Consider the following 17,154-nt stretch of genomic DNA (forward strand, 5'->3'; position numbering starts at 1 on the left):
GAAGCCGAGCAACTGAACGGGAAGGAGATAGAGTCAGCAGTTTGAAAGAGCCCTACGCACGTTCGGTCCTCACCAATGGGCTGCGGGTGGTGAGCGAGCATATGCCGGCTGTCCGCTCCGTGGCCTTGGGAGCCTGGGTGGAGACCGGTTCCCGCGACGAGACGCCCCCCTTGAAGGGCGTCTCTCACTTTCTGGAGCACATGCTTTTCAAAGGCACCAAGAGGAGGACTGCACGCCACATCGCTGAGGCCCTGGAGGACGTTGGTGGAAGCCTGAACGCGTACACCTCCAAGGAATTCTCCTGCTACACTGCCCACGTGTTGGACGAACATCTGCCACTGGCTGTGGATGTGCTGGCCGACATTCTGCAGAACTCCCTGTTGGCAGAGAGCGACATCGAAAAGGAAAAAGAGGTCATCCTCCGCGAGATGGATCACTCCCGAGAGATGCCGGAAGATGTGATTTTTGACTATCTCTACGAGGACGTCTATCCTGACCACCCCCTTGGCCACCAAGGGTACGGCGAAGAGGCGACCGTGAAAGGCTTCGCACGACGCCATCTCGCCGACTACCTGCAATCCCACTACACCAAGGGGCGCATAGTTGTCGCTGCGGCCGGGAATGTCAGTCACGCACAGCTTGTCGAGTTGGTGGAGCGCGGATTCTCGAACCTGCCGGAGAACGACCGTCCTCAGCGGCAACCGCCTGTCAAGCCGCCGTGCGGCCACGTGCGGCAACAGCAATGCGCGCAGGTGCACGTCTGTATCGGCGGTCGTGCCTATCCTTACGCCGACCCACGCAAGTTTGCGCTTCTGGTGCTGGATACAATTTTGGGCGCAGGCATGAGCTCGCGGCTCTTCCAGCGTGTCCGGGAGGAACACGGCGCAGCCTACGCCATCTATTCTTTCGTCGACTTTTTCAGCGATACTGGTCTGCTGGGCGTCTATTTTGCCACCGAGCAGAATAAGGTGGCGCTGTGCACGGACCTCGTCCTGGCCGAACTAAGGACGCTTTGCAAGAACGGCATCCCCGAAGACGAACTCATCCGCGCCAAGTCGCAGCTCAAAGGTAACCTGGTGCTTGCCCTCGAGAATACCTCGAGCCGCATGAGCAGGTTGGCAAAACTCGAAATCTACTTGCAGTCCTTCTGTTCTTTGGAAGAGACCATCTCCCAGATCGAGGCAGTCACGGTGCAGGATGTTCACCAAGTGGCGGCAGAGCTGCTCGCCGAGGACAGACTCATCCTCACGCGTCTCGAGCCCAAGCGGCGCAAGTGGCGGCCATCGCGTACAAGCCCTGAGCTACCCTCGCTTCCGGGGGAGTGAGAGTGACCACCCTGGCCTACCACCTGGTCGATGGCAAGTTCTACGCCGGGGTCACGCGGGTCACGCCGCGCGCCTTCGCCCGGCAGATGAAGTATCTGGCCGACCATGGCTTCACCTCGTGCCTTCCCTGCGCGGACAATGACACAGCCTCGATGGAAAAGCGCGTGTGCATCACCTTTGACGATGGCTATGAATGCGTCTACAGCAATGCGTTTCCAATCCTGCAACGGCACGGCTTTCGTGCCTGCGTTTTTGCAATTGCGGGGTACGTGGGCAAGAGCAACGCGTGGGACGTGCGCCTTAGCGCACCAGTGCGTCACCTGAGCTGGCAGCAGCTTTCCGCCCTGGCAGCGGCCGGATGGGAGGTCGGCTCGCATTCGCTCTCGCACCTGCCGTTGACCTGGGTGGGCACGGCTCGACTGCGCTCGGAGCTGAGGGACTCGAAGGCATTGCTGGAGGATCGGCTTGGCAGACCCGTGCGCTTCTTCTCATATCCGTTCGGCGTCCTCTCTGAGGGAGTTGTCGCGGCGGTGCAGGAGGCTGGCTACAAGGCCGCCTATGGCATGTACCTTTCCAGAGAGTTGAGCAAGCCAAGCTTGCGACCTTTCAATCGGGAGCGAAGGGCTGTTTACCTTCTTGATAGTCTCAAGTGCTTTGTCAGGAAAGCGGAGGGCACGGGGGAGGCTTTCCGGCTTTTCACCGAAAGGCTGGTGAGTTTCGCCTCGCGAGGGAGCGTTTTGCTGATGGCCTCAAAAATCACTTGACTATTTCCCCACAATTTGCTATAGTTACATCGGCATCAGGTAGCGGACTCCGAGGCGTGGGGATGGCCGACGTACCGATAAGAAAGCTCTACTACTCCATAGCCGAGGTGAGCAAGCTCACCGACCTGAAGCCACATGTGCTCCGCTACTGGGAAAATGAGTTCCCTGAGCTTCGACCGGCGAAAAATCGTGCCGGGAATCGCATCTACCGGCTCAGCGACATTCGCCTGATTTTCAGAATAAAGCGTCTTCTTTACATTGACAAGTACACGATTGCGGGCGCACGCGAGAGGCTGGCACGGGAACGCCTCGAGGAGAGAAGCAATCCGCGCCGCGAGAGACAGTTAGCACTTTCTCTCGAGGAGATGAAGAGGGAGGACCTGCTGGCAGAGATCGCCAGCGAGTTGCGAGCGATCCTCGCTGCTCTGGAGAAGTTGTATTCAAAGTCGGGGCGTGGCGCAGTCCGGTAGCGCACTTGACTGGGGGTCAAGGGGTCGCTGGTTCAAATCCAGTCGCCCCGACAGCGCGCGGCCCGCACCTGCACTTGTCGCAGGCGCGGGCCTTTTCTCAACTGCACACCGACGCCAACCGTTGCGGACGGTGAGTGGCGAAGAAGAAGCCAAAGGTTGAGCTCCGAGGGCAAGATTTGGGTTGCATCTTGTCTTTGAATAGAGTAAATTTACAAAGCGAGCTGTGGCTTGTCACGTTGCGGTTGAGAGCCCTGTGCGTCCCGCTCATCGGCAGCGCGGCTGGATGGGGTGGCACGGGCGCCCCGTGAAGTGCGGCTCGGCACATGCTGGGGCTGGGGGAGAAGATGAGGTTCGCATCGCAGCAGTCATACCTGCGCTCGATGCTGCGCCCACCCTTGCGGAGGTCGTATGTCGGTTGCGTGCAACTCTTGGCGGCGTTCCTATATGCGTGGTAGATGACGGTTCCACGGACGGGACCCCGCGGGTGGCGGGCGAACTTGGTTGCATGCTGGTTCGGCATCCGCAAAACTACGGCAAGGGCGCAGCGTTGCGGTCCGGTTTTCTCGCAGTGCAGAGAGCGGCGGACCTCATCCTCACGATTGATGCCGACGGGCAGCACGACCCGCGAGAGGTGCCACGCTTCTTGCAGCGGCTCCGCCAAAGTGGCCTGGACATTGTCGTGGGAGATCGCATGTCGCGCCGTGGGGCGATGCCCCGCGACCGCTACTTGAGCAACCGTCTGAGCTCGGCTGTCCTGTCCGTTGTGGCCGGCGTCGCTATCCGGGACAGTCAGTGTGGGTTTCGTCTATTCCGGGCGAAGGTCCTCGAGAAAATCTCGCTGACGACGACCTATTTCGAGACGGAAAGCGAGTTTCTGGTAAAGGCGGCGTGGGCGGGCTTCAAAATCGGAACGGTTTCGATTGCGGCGACCTACGCCAGTCAGAGAAGCCACATCTCGCGGTGGCGTGATACGCTGCGTTTCCTGAAATTGATGATTGCCTTACTGAGAGAACGGTCCGGACTGGGTCAAACAAAGTGCAGAACGGAGAAAGAGTAGCGGTGGGGGTCCTGGGCGCCGAGGAATCGGCCAAGCGCAAGGCCGCAAACCCGATCCGCAGGCTTTATGATTGGGTGCTGAAATGGGCTGAGACGCGTTACGGCTGGCTGGTTCTGGTTCTTCTCGCGTTTGCCGAGTCCTCGTTCTTCCCGGTGCCTCCCGACGTGTTATTGATTGCGCTGGCATTGGCCGTGCCGAAGCGCGCGTTCCAGTACGCAGGCTCTGCGACCGCGGCCTCGGTCATCGGCGGGCTTGGGGGGTACGGAATTGGCATCGCGCTCATGGAAGCAATTGGCTGGAGGATAGTGCACTTCTATCATGCAGAGGAGCTCTTTCGACGGCTTTTTGACACCTTCAACCAGTACAGCTTCTGGGCGGTCTTGTCGGCGGCCTTGACGCCCATCCCATATAAGATCTTCACCATATCGGCAGGGGCTGCGGGCTCGCCGCTCGCGAGTTTCGTGATAGCGTCGATTCTCGGCCGCGGGATGCGTTTCTTTGCAGTGGCTGTCCTGCTGTATGTGTGGGGAGAGAAAGTGAGAACGTTGATCGATCGGTATTTCAACGCCGCAACGGTGGTGTGCTTGCTGCTTCTGATCGGCGGCTTTTTGCTTCTCAAGTACGTCGTGTAGGCAGATCGGGGCGTAGCGCAGCTCGGATAGCGCGCCTGCTTCGGGAGCAGGAGGTCGGCGGTTCAAATCCGCCCGCCCCGACCACGGTTCAATCCCCGGTGAGCGCGACCGGAGGGTTGAACCTTTTCTTTAAGGTGCAGATATTGACACCAGGAGGTTGATGTGAGCAGGAAAGGTGGTTATCCATTCGCCGAGATCGAGGAAAAGTGGCAGCGGAGGTGGCAGGAAACCGGCCTCTACCGCACCGACATGTCCAAGACGGAAAAGAAGCTCTATTGCCTGGTGATGTTCCTGTATCCGTCTGCGGACAAGCTGCACATCGGTCACTGGTACAACTATGCGCCTACCGACAGCTGGGCACGTTTCAAGCGGATGCAGGGTTACAATGTTTTTGAGCCCATGGGATACGACGCATTCGGCCTGCCTGCCGAGAACTATGCCATAAAGAAGGGCGTACATCCGGCAATTAGCACCGCGGAGAACATCCGCTACATTCGCAAGCAACTTGAGCGCTTCGGCGCAATGTACGACTGGGAAAAGGAAATCGACACCAGTTCCCCGCGGTACTACAAATGGACCCAGTGGTTCTTCCTAAAGCTTTATGAACATGGGCTGGCCTACAGGGCCAAGGCACCCGTGAACTGGTGCCCGCAGTGCAGGACCGTGCTTGCCAACGAACAGGTGATCGATGGTCGCTGCGAGCGTTGCTCGACTGAGGTCACTCGCCGCGACCTCGAGCAGTGGTTTTTCCGCATCACCAACTACGCAGAGCGCCTCCTGGAAGGTCACAAGAGACTGCAGTGGCCGGAGAAGACCATCACCATGCAGCGCAACTGGATTGGGCGCAGCGAAGGCGCTCAGATTCGCTTCCCCGTCAAAGGTCATGATGCCGCCGTCGAGGTGTTCACCACGCGTCCGGACACCCTGTTCGGGGCCACCTACATGGTGCTTGCCCCGGAGCATCCTTTGGTCGAGATGGTCACCACAGAATGGCAACGGGATCAGGTCCGGGACTACGTGGAGTGGTGCCGCAGAAAGAGCGAAATCGAGAGAACCAGTACTGAAAAGGAGAAGACGGGCGTTTTCACCGGCGCCTTCACCATCAACCCGATAAATGGCCGTGACATTCCCATCTGGATTGCCGATTATGTGTTGCTTTCGTACGGCACTGGCGCGGTGATGGCGGTGCCAGCCCATGATCAAAGGGACTATGAGTTTGCCGTCAAGTATGGACTGCCGATCGTCCAGGTCGTCGCACCTCCAGAGGGCGAGCTCTTGCCCACGGACCGTGCTTACGAAGGGCCAGGGGTGCTCGTCAATTCCGGTGAATTTTCGGGTATGGACTGGGAACTTGGCGGCAAAGCAATCGTGCAGGCTTTGCAGCGTCAAGGGATGGCGGACTTTAGGGTCACCTACAAGCTTCGGGACTGGCTGATTTCCCGGCAGAGGTATTGGGGTGCGCCGATTCCCATTGTCTATTGCGAAAAGTGTGGCATAGTCCCTGTTCCCGAAAGGGATTTGCCGGTACTCCTCCCACAGAACGTGAAGTTTACCGGCCAGGGTGAGTCGCCTCTGGCCACCGTACCCGAGTTCGTCAACACGACGTGCCCGCAGTGTGGTGGAGCCGCCCGCCGCGAAGTGGACACCATGGACACCTTCGTCTGCTCTTCGTGGTACTTCCTAAGGTTTCCCAGTCCGCACTGCGACGACCGCCCCTTCGACCCAGAGATCGCGGACAAATGGCTGCCCGTGGACCAGTACGTCGGTGGTGCTGAGCACGCTGTTATGCATCTGCTGTACGCGCGCTTTTTCACTATGGCTCTCAAAGACATGGGCCTGGTCAAATTCGACGAGCCTTTCGTGCGCCTGGTCCATCAAGGCATTATTACCAACCGCGGCGCCAAGATGTCCAAATCGCACGGCAACGTAATTAACCCGGAACCGTACCGCGATCGCTACGGGTCGGATACCTTCCGCATGTTCATGATGTTCATGGGAGACTACACCGAGGGCGGCGACTGGAGCGACGAAGGCATCGCCGGTGTATATCGTTTCCTGAACCGAGTCTGGCGGCTTGTGCAAATGTTCCGCGAGCGGCCGCCGCGTGGCAACGAGAGCGAGCGGAGCAGCGAGTTGCTTCACCTCCAGCATCGTACGGTCAAGGCCGTGACACAGGACCTGGAACGATTCCATTTCAACACAGCCATCAGCCGGCTCATGGAATTTGTCTCGGGTATCTACTCGTACATCGAACAGGTGCCCGTCGAGCAACAGAATGAGCAAGTGTTGACTGGAGCGGTGCGGACACTGATACAATGCTTGGCGCCATTTGCGCCGCACCTCGGCGAAGAGCTTTGGGAACAGATTGAGGGAGCTTATAGCGTGTTTGATTCCGGGTGGCCGATCTACGACGAGAAGTTAGCCACGCGGGACATGGTCACTGTGGTCTTTCAGGTCAACGGCAAGCTTCGCTCCTCGGCGTCTGTGCAGCGCGGTTCATCCGAAGAGGCGCTCAAGGAGCTGGCGCTGCGTGATGAGCGCGTGCGTAAGTTTGTTGGTGAGAAGAGTATCCGTCGAGTAGTCGTCGTACCGGACAAGTTAGTAAATGTGGTGGTGGGTTGAGGGTCGGGAAAAGGGGAGCGGGCCGATGTAACATAACGCGTGTTATAGTGCACTGCGTCCTGCTTCACTAACCCCTCCCCTCCTCAGCAATTCAGCACCAGGGTGGCCTCTCAGGCAAGCGCGCCCGGAACTCCCCAACGAACTCCGCTTCCAGCTCGGCCGTGTACTTGCCGGCCAAGAACTGGTCGATTATTTCGTTGTAGAATCGCGCCCAACAGTCTTCCTCTCGGCCGGGTATGATCGGGTAGAAAAGGAAATTGTTCGCGCGCGCCGCTTCAAGGTCGCCAGGAGCGTCGCCCACCATCAGCATCCGACCTGGAGCGTACCGGCCCTGCGTGGCCAGCCTGAGCTGTTCCTTCTTGCTGCCGACCTCTTGGCCGGCAATCATGGCCGCAAAGCGCGCAATGTCGTGTTCTTGCCACTCCCGCTGCAGGGCTTCTCCCGGCGTCCCCGACACCACCATGATATCGGCGTGCTGCGAGAGCCTCTCGAGGCTCTCCCGCACAAGTGGAAAGGGCGGCACACCGTGGACAATGTCCGCTACCGAGGCATTCACTGCCTCGCTCCACTGCAGCGTCCTCACAAGCACCGGGTCGTTGGTAGACGCCACTGCCTGTCGCAGTGCAGGGTTACCCAATGGCACGCCAGATTCTATGAATTTCCGCAGGGCAGTCACATCAGGCACCACGAACTTCCGCCGCTGCACCTCTGGATGCTCCCGCAACAAGTCAAGCGCCTTGACGAGCGCCGGAAAACGGTTGGCCCCACGCCACTGCGAGTAGAGATTAACAAACTCAGCTGCTTCCCGCGCGTACTTCGCCACGGGTTGCAAGCCCCAGAACTTGATAATGTTCGGAATGAAACACTCTTTGTGTTTGATCTCCATGGAATCGAACACGCACCCATCCGAGTCGATGCCAACGAAAAACTCGTGTCTTGGAGTGAAGTCTGCCAAAACCTTCCGCGCCTCACTTGCCACTTCCATCGTTTCAGCTCCTGCTCATCATCCCTGTCTGCGATTGGTTGCAATGCGCGAGAGCTCGCCCAAGCGGGCTCGCCAGGCTCATATCTGCAACCACCACACCGAAACGACCCGCTCGCGCCTATACCCACTCGGTGACCGAGCGCTCGTACTCCTTACGGCTGGGTTGTCCGCAGCCTGTAGAGCACTTCTCCGGCCTTTTCCACGAGCAGCACCCCGTCCTGCTCCCGGTTCCGCCACTCATCGAGGTCAATTGTTCGCCAGTCGCGATACCCAAGGTTAATCTGCCTGCAGGTATCTTCGGGAATGGCGGTCGCGAGAGACACGTTGATTCTGGGCCGCTCTACGCCACCCTCGTAGCTGCCCGCCCCTTTCACATGCGTCGAGTGCGCGAGCACGCCACGCGGGACGTCACTAAAGCGTTCCATCTGTGCCAGATAATAGTCGCGAACGTGATAGCCAATCCGTCGCAATGTTGCGCCGTGTGTGTATGAGATTTCCGAAATGTGCGGGGCACAGACGATGAGCTCTCCCCCGTCGGCCACCACAGGCTCCAGCTTGTACATGACCTTACCTGCCACCCAGAGGTCCTCGTAGTTGGGAGGCGCAATGCCCAGCACCCGAGTGTAGGGCCCATCGACGTAGCGAATGTGGACCCTCGCCGACAGATCAGCCGCCCTCGACCAAGCCTCCTCATTGTCTCCCACATAGAGGCCCTTGAGCGCACCCTGGTGGTACACCATGTTGAAGTACAACCGAGGCACGGGCAGAAAGGAAGCAGCGCGATCAAGCAGTCTTCTTATTGGATTGTCCCTAATGCCATTTAGAACAAGATTTGTGATGATTGCTGAAAGCCAATGAAAAAAGCTAATGAACTCTGCCCCTGAGACCCCTGGGAAAAGGTACTTGTTCCCCCCAGAAAACCCGGCGACTTCGTGGGGGACGACAGGACTTAGAATGAGAAGCAAATCATAGTCGAAAAGCGCGCTCGCGACGGTGACTCGGGCCGCTTCTTTCAGTAGTCCCCCAGAGATTTCCCCGATCTCCTCTTTGGAGATGGTGCCGATAAGGCTCAATTGATCGGCCTTGTCGTAAGCATGGTTGATGAAGCAGATGTCTTTGTAACACGTCTGCACCTCTGAGGTCGATACACCGACGCGCTCAGCAATCCTATCCGCGCTGAGGGGCTGGTGCGTCCCCAGCGCAATCATGAAGTCAAGGGACTTCACTGTGGGTCGCACCGCCTCGAGAAGGAGCCTGAAGAACAGCGGAATGGGCGCATTGCGAGTGAGGTCCGGGATTATCACGAGCACGCGCTTGTTCGCCAACTGCAGCTGCGAAAGCGCATCGAGGGCTATCTCGCGAACCTCTTTTTCCGAAAGGAACCCTTCGGGATCTCCCCTTCCGATGAGCATGGTCTCCTCTTTCAGTCTGTCCACACGGTGTGAAATACGCCCGGCTTGTCGACTCGTCGGTACGTGTGTGCTCCAAAGTAGTCGCGCTGCGCCTGAATCAAATTGGCAGGCAATACCGCGCTCCGGTAGCCATCGTAGTAGGCAAGGGCACTACCCAGAGCCGGACAAGGGATTCCGTTCTCCACCGCCCGCACAATAACTTCCCTCCACGCTTGTTGGCAACTGTGCAGCGCCTCGCGGAAATACGCATCCAGCATTAGATTGGCCAGGTCGGATGCTCTTTGGTAGGCTTCCCTGATCCTGTCCAGGAACTGTGCGCGAATGATGCAGCCCGCCCGCCATACGGAAGCGATCGCGCCAAAATCGAAATGCCACCAGTAGTCGCGGTCGGCAGCCCGCATTATCTGGAAGCCTTGAGCATAGGAGCAGATTTTTGCCGCGTAAAGAGCCTGGCGTATCTTCTCGATGAACTCGTCCCTGTCCTTCGCAGGAACAGGTCTTGGGCCAGATAGCTGGTCCGCGGCCCGTACGCGTTCTTCCTTCAAGGCGCTCAGCATGCGGGCCAAGACCGCCTCGGCAATTGTCTGCGCCGGCACACCGAGGTCAAGAGCGGCCTGGCTGGTCCACTTCCCTGTCCCCTTCTGCTCTGCAGTATCTAGAATGAGTTCAACCAGCGGTTTGCCCGTTTCCTCATCTCTCTTGCGCAACACCCGGGCGGTGATTTCAATCAAATAGCTCTTGAGGGGGCCAGCGTTCCAGTTTTCAAAAACAACAGACATCTCTTCCGCGCTGAGGGCGAGGAGCCGCGCCATGAGGAAATACGCCTCGCTGATCATCTGCATGTCGGCGTACTCTATGCCGTTGTGCACCATCTTGATGAAGTGCCCAGCGCCGCCAGGCCCGATCCAGGTACAACACGGGGTTCCATCGTCGGCCTTCGCGGCGATAGCCTGAAGCATCTCGCGGAGATGGGGCCACGCTAGGGGGTTGCCTCCCGGCATGATGGCTGGGCCCCAAAGGGCTCCTTCTTCACCACCGCTGATGCCGCTGCCAACGAAAAGTATGCCTGTCCCCTCAAGCTCTCTTAGGCGGCGTTCGGTATCCAGGAAGTGGCTGTTCCCGCCATCGATGAGGATGTCCCCGGCGGCAAGCTGCCCTCTCAGACTGCTGATGACGGCGTCGATCGCCTGGCCTGCCGGCACCATTATGAGGATCTTCCTGGGGACCTCCAGGTGCACAACAAACTCCTCGAGCGTGGGGTAAGCGGCAGCCTTCTTGCCCGCTACTTTGCGGCTGAACTCCAGCCTCTTCTTCTCATCAAGGTCAAAGCCGGCGACGGAGTAACCGTGGCGCTCCAGGTTCAAAGCAAGGTTCTGGCCCATTACTCCCAGGCCAATCACGCCAATGAGGTGCTTGTCCATCTTTTGCCTCTTTCTTTTCCCTCAGATAGTCATTGCTGAGAACCCGCCGTCCACGCGAACGATCGCCCCGGTGACGAAAGACGAGGCCTTCTCTGAAGCCAGCCACAGCACTGCTCCGGCAAGTTCTTCCGGTTCGCCGAACCGCCTCATCGGCGTGTGACTGAAGATGGCCTTAGTGCGGTCCTCGGTGAGCAGTCTCCGATTCTGCTCCGCCGGGAAAAAGCCCGGGGCAATTGCGTTAACACGCACCCTGTGCGGGGCCCACTCCCTTGCCAGAGACTGCGTCAGATTGTTCACTCCGGCCTTGGAAATGCTGTACGTGAAAACTTTCGACAGCGGAGGTCCAGACGAGGCCGAAGAGATGTTGATGATGCTCCCCCCTTCTCCCTGCTCGATCATCTTCCTGCCAAAAATCTGGCAAGCGAGAAACATGCTCTTCAGATTGACGTCGAGAATCTTGTTCCACTCTTCTTCGCCAATCTCGAAGAACGGCGTGGCAGAGTTTATCCCTGGCGCGTTGATGAGGATGTCAACCCGGTGGAAGGCCTCTTCAACTGCCTGGGCCGCGGCTGCCAGGTCGCTCTTGTTTGCGGCATCTGCGCGCAGCGCGATGGCCTCCCTGCCCAGCGCAGCTATCTCGGCGGCTCGTGCCGAAGCTTTCTCCAAGTCCAGGTCAACCACGACCACTCTCGCACCGGCCTTTGCCAGAGCCAGGCACATGGCACCGCCGAGCACACCACCTCCGCCGACGACGACCGCAACCTTGCCGTCCAAACCGAACAAATCCTCGAGGTAACCCATGTTTCACTCTCCGACAAAAAGAGGTCGAATATGACGCTGCAGAAGGTTCTTCGTCACGTTGGCCGAAATGGTATCCTCATGCTTCAACACGAGGGCGGTGTAGCGGGTTCCCATCTCTGCGGGTATCTTGTAGGCCACATGAAGTAGCTGCCGAAAATCCGCATTAAAACGAGCGTTCCCTGGGTCATTTCGCAAGGCAGATAGGAACTCTTGCTCGCTCCACCGGTCTACTTCCGCCGGGTCAGGCAGTTTCTGGGGAGCAATCCTCGTGACTGCCGAGTAAGGCGTGACCAATTCTTCAAGCCGCTGGTAGGCTTTGCGGTAGACCTCCTTTGCGGCAGTGAGGCCGTCGCTGCCGACCTCTGCCAGCCCTGCCAACTCCTCAAGCCACGTTGTCCCCGCGGTCTTAATGTGCAGGCCCGCATCGTACCTGAGCAGGGCCTCCCTAATCGGCCCGTAGAGGGAAAACTTGTCGCTTCCAGAATGCAGACTCAACTTCAGAGTCTTTGGAAGAGCGAACTCCCCGATTGCCAACTGCAGAGTCTCGAGCATGAGAGCAAAGTGTCGCGCACAATCCTCCACGTTCCCCTCATAGTCCACGCCCTTGTAGAGCTTTCCGGGGAACCTCGGCGCAATGGTGGCAAGGGGGATCCCTCTCCGCGCCACCTCCGAAAGCAGGAAGAAGAGTTCGACAGGATGTTGCGGCTCAGCGGTCTCGTCCATGGACAACTCAAGGACAAAAGGCGCGCCCTTCCTGTGGAGGGCTATCAGACGGTAGACCTCTTCCGCCTCATCGATGGCGGCCAAGTAGCGGCGACCGATCTGCTCCAACTCGGCCCTCGTTATGTGGAACCGCGCGCCGCTGGAGATTGTCAGTTCGCCCAGGTATTTCTCATTGCGTCTCAGAAAATCCTCGAGGCGGCCGGGCAGTGGTGGTTTGCCTATCTGCTCGGCTACATCAATCGTGAAAAAGTCGCAGTATTGCACAAAGAAGGTGACGCTCTTGGCCGTGACATGGTCAGCGTCGACGAAGTAAGGCCCTTTCCACGCCAGGGCCTGCACGGCCTCATCTGCTTCTTTCCGCGTTTCTGCAGGCGTGCTGCCGACAATGAGGTGCTCCCGGTAGGACTTGTTCCACACCGGCGTGATCTCCACACCCAGCGCCCGGGCTTCGATCACGGCCTGGAGAAGCGCCTTCCCTTGCAAACCGAAACGGTCTCCGAGACCGAATGAGTATTTTCCCAGCTCCATGTTCGTTTCACCTATTGCGCCGCACATTCTCTGCCCTTCAGAGTTTGTACGCCTGCTTCGGGAGATCGTAGGCCAGGGCGCGGCTCAGCCTCTTGGCTTGGTCCATGTCGATTATCTTGCGCGCCACCAAACCAGCTAAGAAGTTGCAGTCCATTCGCCGCGCCAGGTCATGTCGAGCCGGGATGGATGGAAAGGCCCGGGTGTCATCGTTGAAGCCCACCGTGTTGTAGAAGCCGGCCGTCTCGGTCACCATCTTCCGGAAGCGCATCATTCCTTCGATGCTATCGTGGAACCACCAGGGAGGCCCAAGGCGCATTGCAGGGTAGTGCCCGGCCAAGGGAGCCAGCTCCCTGGAATAGGCCGACTCATCCAATGTGAAGACAATCAGTGTCAGGCGGGTGTCATTCCCGTATTTGTTCAATAGTTCGTGGAGGTTTCTGGTGTACTCTGTTGCCACTGGGATGTCACACCCCTTGTCCGGACCAAAGCGGCGAAAAACAAACTGGTTGTGGTTGCGAAAACAGCCGGGATGGATCTGCATTACCAATCCGTCCTCGATGCTCATGCGCGCATATTCCATCAGCATGTGCGCCGTGAATTGCGCAGCGTCCTGGGCTGTTGCCTTTCCTTTGAGGGCACGTTGAAAGATGACCTCAGCCTGTCGCCGGCTCAGCTCATGCGTAAGGGGAGTCTCAACGGCATGGTCGGTGGATACGGCCCCCATTGACTTGAAAAAACGTCTCCGTTCTTCCAGCGCTTCGAGGAACTTCGCATACGCAACTATTTCGATGCCGCTCACCTCACTCAGCTTGCCGATGTTCTCCCTCCACCCTTTCGCCAAGAGGTCGGTCACTCCGTCCGGCCGAAAACAGGGAATTACTCTGCCCTGCCAACCCGACTCCCTGATCCTGCGGTGGTGTTCAAGCGTATCGGTTGCCGCATCAGTGGTGGTGAGCACCTCTATGTTGAATCGCTCGAAGAGAGAACGAGGCAAGAACTCCGGACTGCGCAGCTTCTCCGACATCTCATCGTAGATCTGCATCGCGGAACTGCTGTCCAGCTTCTTGCTGACCCCAAACACCTCTGCGAACACGTACTCGAGCCACAGGGAAGTGGGCGTACCCGCAAACAGGAAATAGTGATCGGCGAAACGCTGCCAAATCTTGCGGTGGTCGGTCTCCACAGGCGTTCCGTCCACAGTGGGGATGCCCAGCCACTCCAGTGGGATGCCCTGCGAATAGAGCATGCGGAAGATGTAGTGGTCCGGCATAAGGATCAGCTCCGTGGGGTCAGGGAAAGGACGGTTCTCGGCGAAAATGCGCGGGTCCACATGGCCATGCGGGCTGACTATGGGGAGGTCCCTGACGCCGTCGTAGAGCGACCGCGCGATTTTGCGTGTCTTCCGATCCGGGTCGAAGAAGCGGTCAGCAGCAAGCGTCCTTTTTTTCCTCATCGATTCTCCCGAAAGTGTCCTGGCATCATGTTGAGCGAGCAGCCAGGGGTTCAGGTGGTCAGTGGTATCCAAAGAGCTTGGGCAAGGACAAGCTGAGCCAGGGCACGTAGGTGACGATGAGCAAGACGACGATCATGCCCAGATACAACGGCACCAGCGTGCGCGTGATGCGGGCAATGCTCGTGTTGCCCACGCCACATCCCAAGAAGAGCACCGAGCCGACCGGCGGAGTACACAGGCCTATGCAAAGGTTCAGAACCAAGACAATGCCAAAGTGGAGCGGACTCATGCCAAGGCGAACGACCACGGGCAAGAAGATCGGCGTGAAGATAAGGACTGCCGGGGTCATGTCCATGAACGTGCCGACGATGAGCAAAACAATGTTGATGATGAGCAAGATAGCTACTTTGCTGTCGGTGAGAGCAATAAGGGCCGCACTGACATTCTGCGGAATATTTTCGTAGGAAAGAATCCAGGACATTCCCGAGGAGGCTCCAATCAGCAGCATGACGATGGCAGTCGTCTCAACCGTCTTGAGGAGGATCTGCGGCAGCTCGCGCATCCTCACTTCTCGATAGAGCGCCACCGAGAGGACGAAGGAGTAGAGGACGGCAATCCCGCTTGCTTCCGTAGCAGTGAAAAAGCCGGCGATAATGCCGCCGATGACGACGACAATGAGCAGGAGGCTGGGAATTGCATCCAAAAGTCTACGGAGACCCTCGAGGACTGCGACCTTCTCGCCGACCGGGTACTTCTTAACTACCGCAATTGCCCCAGCCACGGCGATCAGACCTAAGCCCAAGAGAATCCCGGGCAGGTAACCGGCGATGAAGAGAGCCGCGATGGACACACCTCCACTGGCCAATGAATAGACAATCAGCACGTTCGATGGGGGGATGAGCAGCCCCGTGGTCGCTCCTGTCACTGTAACTGCGGTGCTAAAGTTGACGTCATACCCCTCCCTCTTCATGGTCGGAATCATGAAGCCACCGATTGCTGAGGTGGCCGCAGCCGCGGATCCGGAAATGGCCCCAAAAAACATGCAGGCGAGGATGTTGACGTACGCCAACCCTCCGGGGAGCATCCCTACCAGGGCCTTAGCGAGGTCAATGAGGCGCCTGGCAATCCCCCCTCTGCCCATAAGCTGACCGGACAGGATGAAAAAAGGAATGGCCAACAGCGTGAAGCTGTTGATCCCGGTGGCCATACGCTGGGCAACGGTCGTGAGAGCCGGCAGGGGGCTGATGGTGAAGAGCATCGTCAAGGTTGTCGCGATACTGATGGCGATCGCTATGGGCACGTTCATAGCGAGCAGAAGAACAAAGCTCACCACCAGCGTTACCACCGACAGATCCATTGCGTAGACTCCCTCCTCTGTTCTGCCGCCCTCAGGTGCATTCCTTAGGTGGGTTCCCCGACCTGACTGTCAACAGCAGGGGCTCGCTCTTCACGCAACGCTTCCACGATGAAATGAAGGGCGAAGTAGATCATGAGAAAACCCGAAATCGGCAGTACCGAGTAGACGTACCCCATTGGCACCCCCAGGGCGGTAGACACCTGTCCGAGAGTGAAGGTGAGCTGTACCAAACGTACCCCGCCAACCACCATCACGAACAGGGCGAAGAAAAGTACCGAAAGGTTTATCGCCACCTCAAGAATTCTCCTTTTGGTGCCTGTCAGCTTTGTGGCCAGCACGTCGATGCCTAAGTGTGCCTTGGTGCGGTACGCATAGCTGGCCCCAAGCACACCGACCCACATCAGCTGAAACCTGGCCAGCTCCTCGGTGTACGAACTGGGATTGCGAAGTATGAAGCGCGTGAACACCTGCCATGTCACATCAAGCACCATGGTCGCCATGAGGAAACTCAGGAAAATGCCGAGGGCGTTGGTGATGCATTTGGTCAACTTTGTCATTGCAGCTCTCCCTACTCGACCCGTTGAATTTCCTGAATCAGGTCGTAAACAGGCGTCCCTCTGTACGAAGCGTACATCTCCTGCACGGCCTGCCGGAACGCAGCCTTGTCCGGGTGCAGCACCTGAACCCCGGCCTTTTGCACCTCCCGCAAGGCCTCCGCCGAGGACTCCTGCCAAAGCCTTCGCTGGTAGTCCACCGACTCGTCCACCGCCTCCTGCAACCACTTTTGCTCCTCTGGTGAAAGGCTCCGCCACACCGTGGTGCTCATCAGGAGAATGTCGGGGATTGATGTGTGCTCGTCCAGGCAGTAGTACTTGCAGACTTCGTAATGACGCGAGAAGTAGAAGCTGGGCGGGTTGTTTTCTGCTCCGTCCACTACACCCTGTTGGAGGGCGGTGTAGAGCTCACCCCACGGGATCGGTGTTGCCGAACCACCCAGCGCCTGTATCATTCTGAAGGAAGTTGGGCTATTCATGACGCGAATCTTGAGCCCGCGGAGGTCGCCTGGCTGCATAATCGGGACTTTCTTCGTATAGAAGCTGCGGCTGCCAGCGTCGTAGTAGCACATGCCGCGGAGCAGGAACCTCTCCCCTGCCAGCAGCAATCTCCTGCCAATGTCGCCACGCAGCAACTTCCAGCGGTGTTCGTCGTCCCTGAACACGTATGGAATGCCAAATACCTCCATCTCAGGAACGAAGGCCTCCAAGGGGGCGGTGGACACTTTGGTCATGGACAAGCTGCCGATCTGCAGTAACTCGATCAGTTCCCTCTCGTCGCCCAACTGCCCGCTTGGGTAAATATCAACTCTGAGCCGCCCGTGGGACTTTTCGGCGACGCGTTCGGCCATGTACATCATGCCCTTGTGCACGGGGTGGTTAGTGTCCAGGGCGTGCGCAAGTTTCAGGACGCGCGTCCTCCCGCCGGACTGCGAACAAGAAATGAGGAGAGCTGCAATTAAGACAAGCAGCAGACCACGTCTCATGGTGGTGCTTCCTTTGGACAAAACGACCCGGGCCATGCGGTCTCAGAGTTCCGCTGCGGGGACT

The 17,154-nt window shown here is 58.3% G+C and carries 15 protein-coding genes and 2 tRNA genes; 8 read left to right on the plus strand and 9 right to left on the minus strand.

Annotation, left to right across the window (positions count from 1 at the left end; all coding sequences use genetic code 11):
• The first annotated feature begins 41 nt into the window (after positions 1-41).
• From NUW13_00125 to leuS, 8 genes are all read left to right on the plus strand, one after another.
• Positions 42-1,325, plus strand: coding sequence for an insulinase family protein (locus NUW13_00125; GenBank protein MCR4437442.1), 1,284 nt, complete (start codon positions 42-44; stop codon positions 1,323-1,325).
• Between the two features lie 2 nt (positions 1,326-1,327).
• Entirely contained in the window at positions 1,328-2,089 is a 762-nt protein-coding gene (locus NUW13_00130; protein ID MCR4437443.1) for a polysaccharide deacetylase family protein, read from the plus strand.
• Positions 2,090-2,151: 62 nt separating this feature from the next.
• Positions 2,152-2,559, plus strand: coding sequence for a MerR family transcriptional regulator (locus NUW13_00135; protein ID MCR4437444.1), 408 nt, complete (start codon positions 2,152-2,154; stop codon positions 2,557-2,559).
• Positions 2,537-2,610 (plus strand) — tRNA-Pro (locus NUW13_00140). Before NUW13_00135 ends, NUW13_00140 begins: the two co-directional genes overlap by 23 nt.
• Before the next feature lie 232 nt (positions 2,611-2,842).
• Positions 2,843-3,616 (plus strand): glycosyltransferase family 2 protein, encoded by a 774-nt coding sequence (locus NUW13_00145; protein MCR4437445.1) that lies wholly within the window; start codon positions 2,843-2,845, stop codon positions 3,614-3,616.
• A 2-nt stretch (positions 3,617-3,618) separates the two neighbouring features.
• The gene (locus tag NUW13_00150) at positions 3,619-4,248 is read left to right on the plus strand and encodes a VTT domain-containing protein (protein ID MCR4437446.1); all 630 of its coding nucleotides are present in this window, start codon (positions 3,619-3,621) and stop codon (positions 4,246-4,248) included.
• 6 nt (positions 4,249-4,254) lie between these two features.
• A tRNA-Pro gene (locus NUW13_00155) sits at positions 4,255-4,332 on the plus strand.
• Positions 4,333-4,410: 78 nt separating this feature from the next.
• A complete protein-coding gene (gene leuS / locus NUW13_00160; protein MCR4437447.1) occupies positions 4,411-6,870 on the plus strand; it encodes a leucine--tRNA ligase in 2,460 nt (819 codons plus the stop codon).
• A gap of 91 nt (positions 6,871-6,961) precedes the next feature.
• Here the strand turns inward: leuS and NUW13_00165 are convergent, their stop codons facing one another.
• From NUW13_00165 to NUW13_00205, 9 genes are all read right to left on the minus strand, one after another.
• Entirely contained in the window at positions 6,962-7,855 is an 894-nt protein-coding gene (locus tag NUW13_00165; protein MCR4437448.1) for an HAD hydrolase-like protein, read from the minus strand.
• A gap of 152 nt (positions 7,856-8,007) precedes the next feature.
• A complete protein-coding gene (locus tag NUW13_00170) occupies positions 8,008-9,267 on the minus strand; it encodes a lactate racemase domain-containing protein (GenBank protein MCR4437449.1) in 1,260 nt (419 codons plus the stop codon).
• Positions 9,268-9,278: 11 nt separating this feature from the next.
• Complete coding sequence (gndA, locus tag NUW13_00175) at positions 9,279-10,688, minus strand: NADP-dependent phosphogluconate dehydrogenase (GenBank protein ID MCR4437450.1); 1,410 nt, start codon at positions 10,686-10,688, stop codon at positions 9,279-9,281.
• Between the two features lie 21 nt (positions 10,689-10,709).
• Positions 10,710-11,489, minus strand: coding sequence for a glucose 1-dehydrogenase (locus tag NUW13_00180; protein MCR4437451.1), 780 nt, complete (start codon positions 11,487-11,489; stop codon positions 10,710-10,712).
• 3 nt (positions 11,490-11,492) lie between these two features.
• Positions 11,493-12,740: a tagaturonate epimerase family protein gene (locus NUW13_00185; GenBank protein ID MCR4437452.1), complete on the minus strand. Its 1,248-nt coding sequence runs from the start codon at positions 12,738-12,740 to the stop codon at positions 11,493-11,495.
• Between the two features lie 37 nt (positions 12,741-12,777).
• The gene (gene uxaC / locus NUW13_00190; GenBank protein MCR4437453.1) at positions 12,778-14,193 is read right to left on the minus strand and encodes a glucuronate isomerase; all 1,416 of its coding nucleotides are present in this window, start codon (positions 14,191-14,193) and stop codon (positions 12,778-12,780) included.
• Positions 14,194-14,251: 58 nt separating this feature from the next.
• On the minus strand, positions 14,252-15,550 hold the full coding sequence (locus NUW13_00195) for a TRAP transporter large permease (GenBank protein ID MCR4437454.1): 1,299 nt from the start codon (positions 15,548-15,550) through the stop codon (positions 14,252-14,254).
• A 44-nt stretch (positions 15,551-15,594) separates the two neighbouring features.
• The gene (locus tag NUW13_00200; GenBank protein MCR4437455.1) at positions 15,595-16,107 is read right to left on the minus strand and encodes a TRAP transporter small permease; all 513 of its coding nucleotides are present in this window, start codon (positions 16,105-16,107) and stop codon (positions 15,595-15,597) included.
• Positions 16,108-16,118: 11 nt separating this feature from the next.
• A complete protein-coding gene (locus NUW13_00205) occupies positions 16,119-17,090 on the minus strand; it encodes a TRAP transporter substrate-binding protein (protein MCR4437456.1) in 972 nt (323 codons plus the stop codon).
• Positions 17,091-17,154 lie beyond the last annotated feature (64 nt).

This window comes from candidate division KSB1 bacterium (assembly GCA_024655945.1).
Taxonomy (GTDB): domain Bacteria; phylum Zhuqueibacterota; class Zhuqueibacteria; order JANLFK01; family Oleimicrobiaceae; genus Oleimicrobium.

Excerpts from the sequence above, each read along its gene's own strand:
- NUW13_00180 (MCR4437451.1), bottom strand. The coding sequence starts at position 11,489 with ATGGGTTACCTCGAGGATTTGTTCGGTTTGGACGGCAAGGTTGCGGTC.
- NUW13_00170 (MCR4437449.1), bottom strand. The coding sequence starts at position 9,267 with ATGCTCATCGGAAGGGGAGATCCCGAAGGGTTCCTTTCGGAAAAAGAG.
- NUW13_00205 (MCR4437456.1), bottom strand. The coding sequence starts at position 17,090 with ATGAGACGTGGTCTGCTGCTTGTCTTAATTGCAGCTCTCCTCATTTCT.
- NUW13_00195 (MCR4437454.1), bottom strand. The coding sequence starts at position 15,550 with ATGGATCTGTCGGTGGTAACGCTGGTGGTGAGCTTTGTTCTTCTGCTC.
- NUW13_00185 (MCR4437452.1), bottom strand. The coding sequence starts at position 12,740 with ATGGAGCTGGGAAAATACTCATTCGGTCTCGGAGACCGTTTCGGTTTG.
- NUW13_00135 (MCR4437444.1), top strand. The coding sequence starts at position 2,152 with ATGGCCGACGTACCGATAAGAAAGCTCTACTACTCCATAGCCGAGGTG.
- gndA (MCR4437450.1), bottom strand. The coding sequence starts at position 10,688 with ATGGACAAGCACCTCATTGGCGTGATTGGCCTGGGAGTAATGGGCCAG.
- NUW13_00200 (MCR4437455.1), bottom strand. The coding sequence starts at position 16,107 with ATGACAAAGTTGACCAAATGCATCACCAACGCCCTCGGCATTTTCCTG.
- uxaC (MCR4437453.1), bottom strand. The coding sequence starts at position 14,193 with ATGAGGAAAAAAAGGACGCTTGCTGCTGACCGCTTCTTCGACCCGGAT.
- NUW13_00145 (MCR4437445.1), top strand. The coding sequence starts at position 2,843 with ATGGGGTGGCACGGGCGCCCCGTGAAGTGCGGCTCGGCACATGCTGGG.
- NUW13_00165 (MCR4437448.1), bottom strand. The coding sequence starts at position 7,855 with ATGGAAGTGGCAAGTGAGGCGCGGAAGGTTTTGGCAGACTTCACTCCA.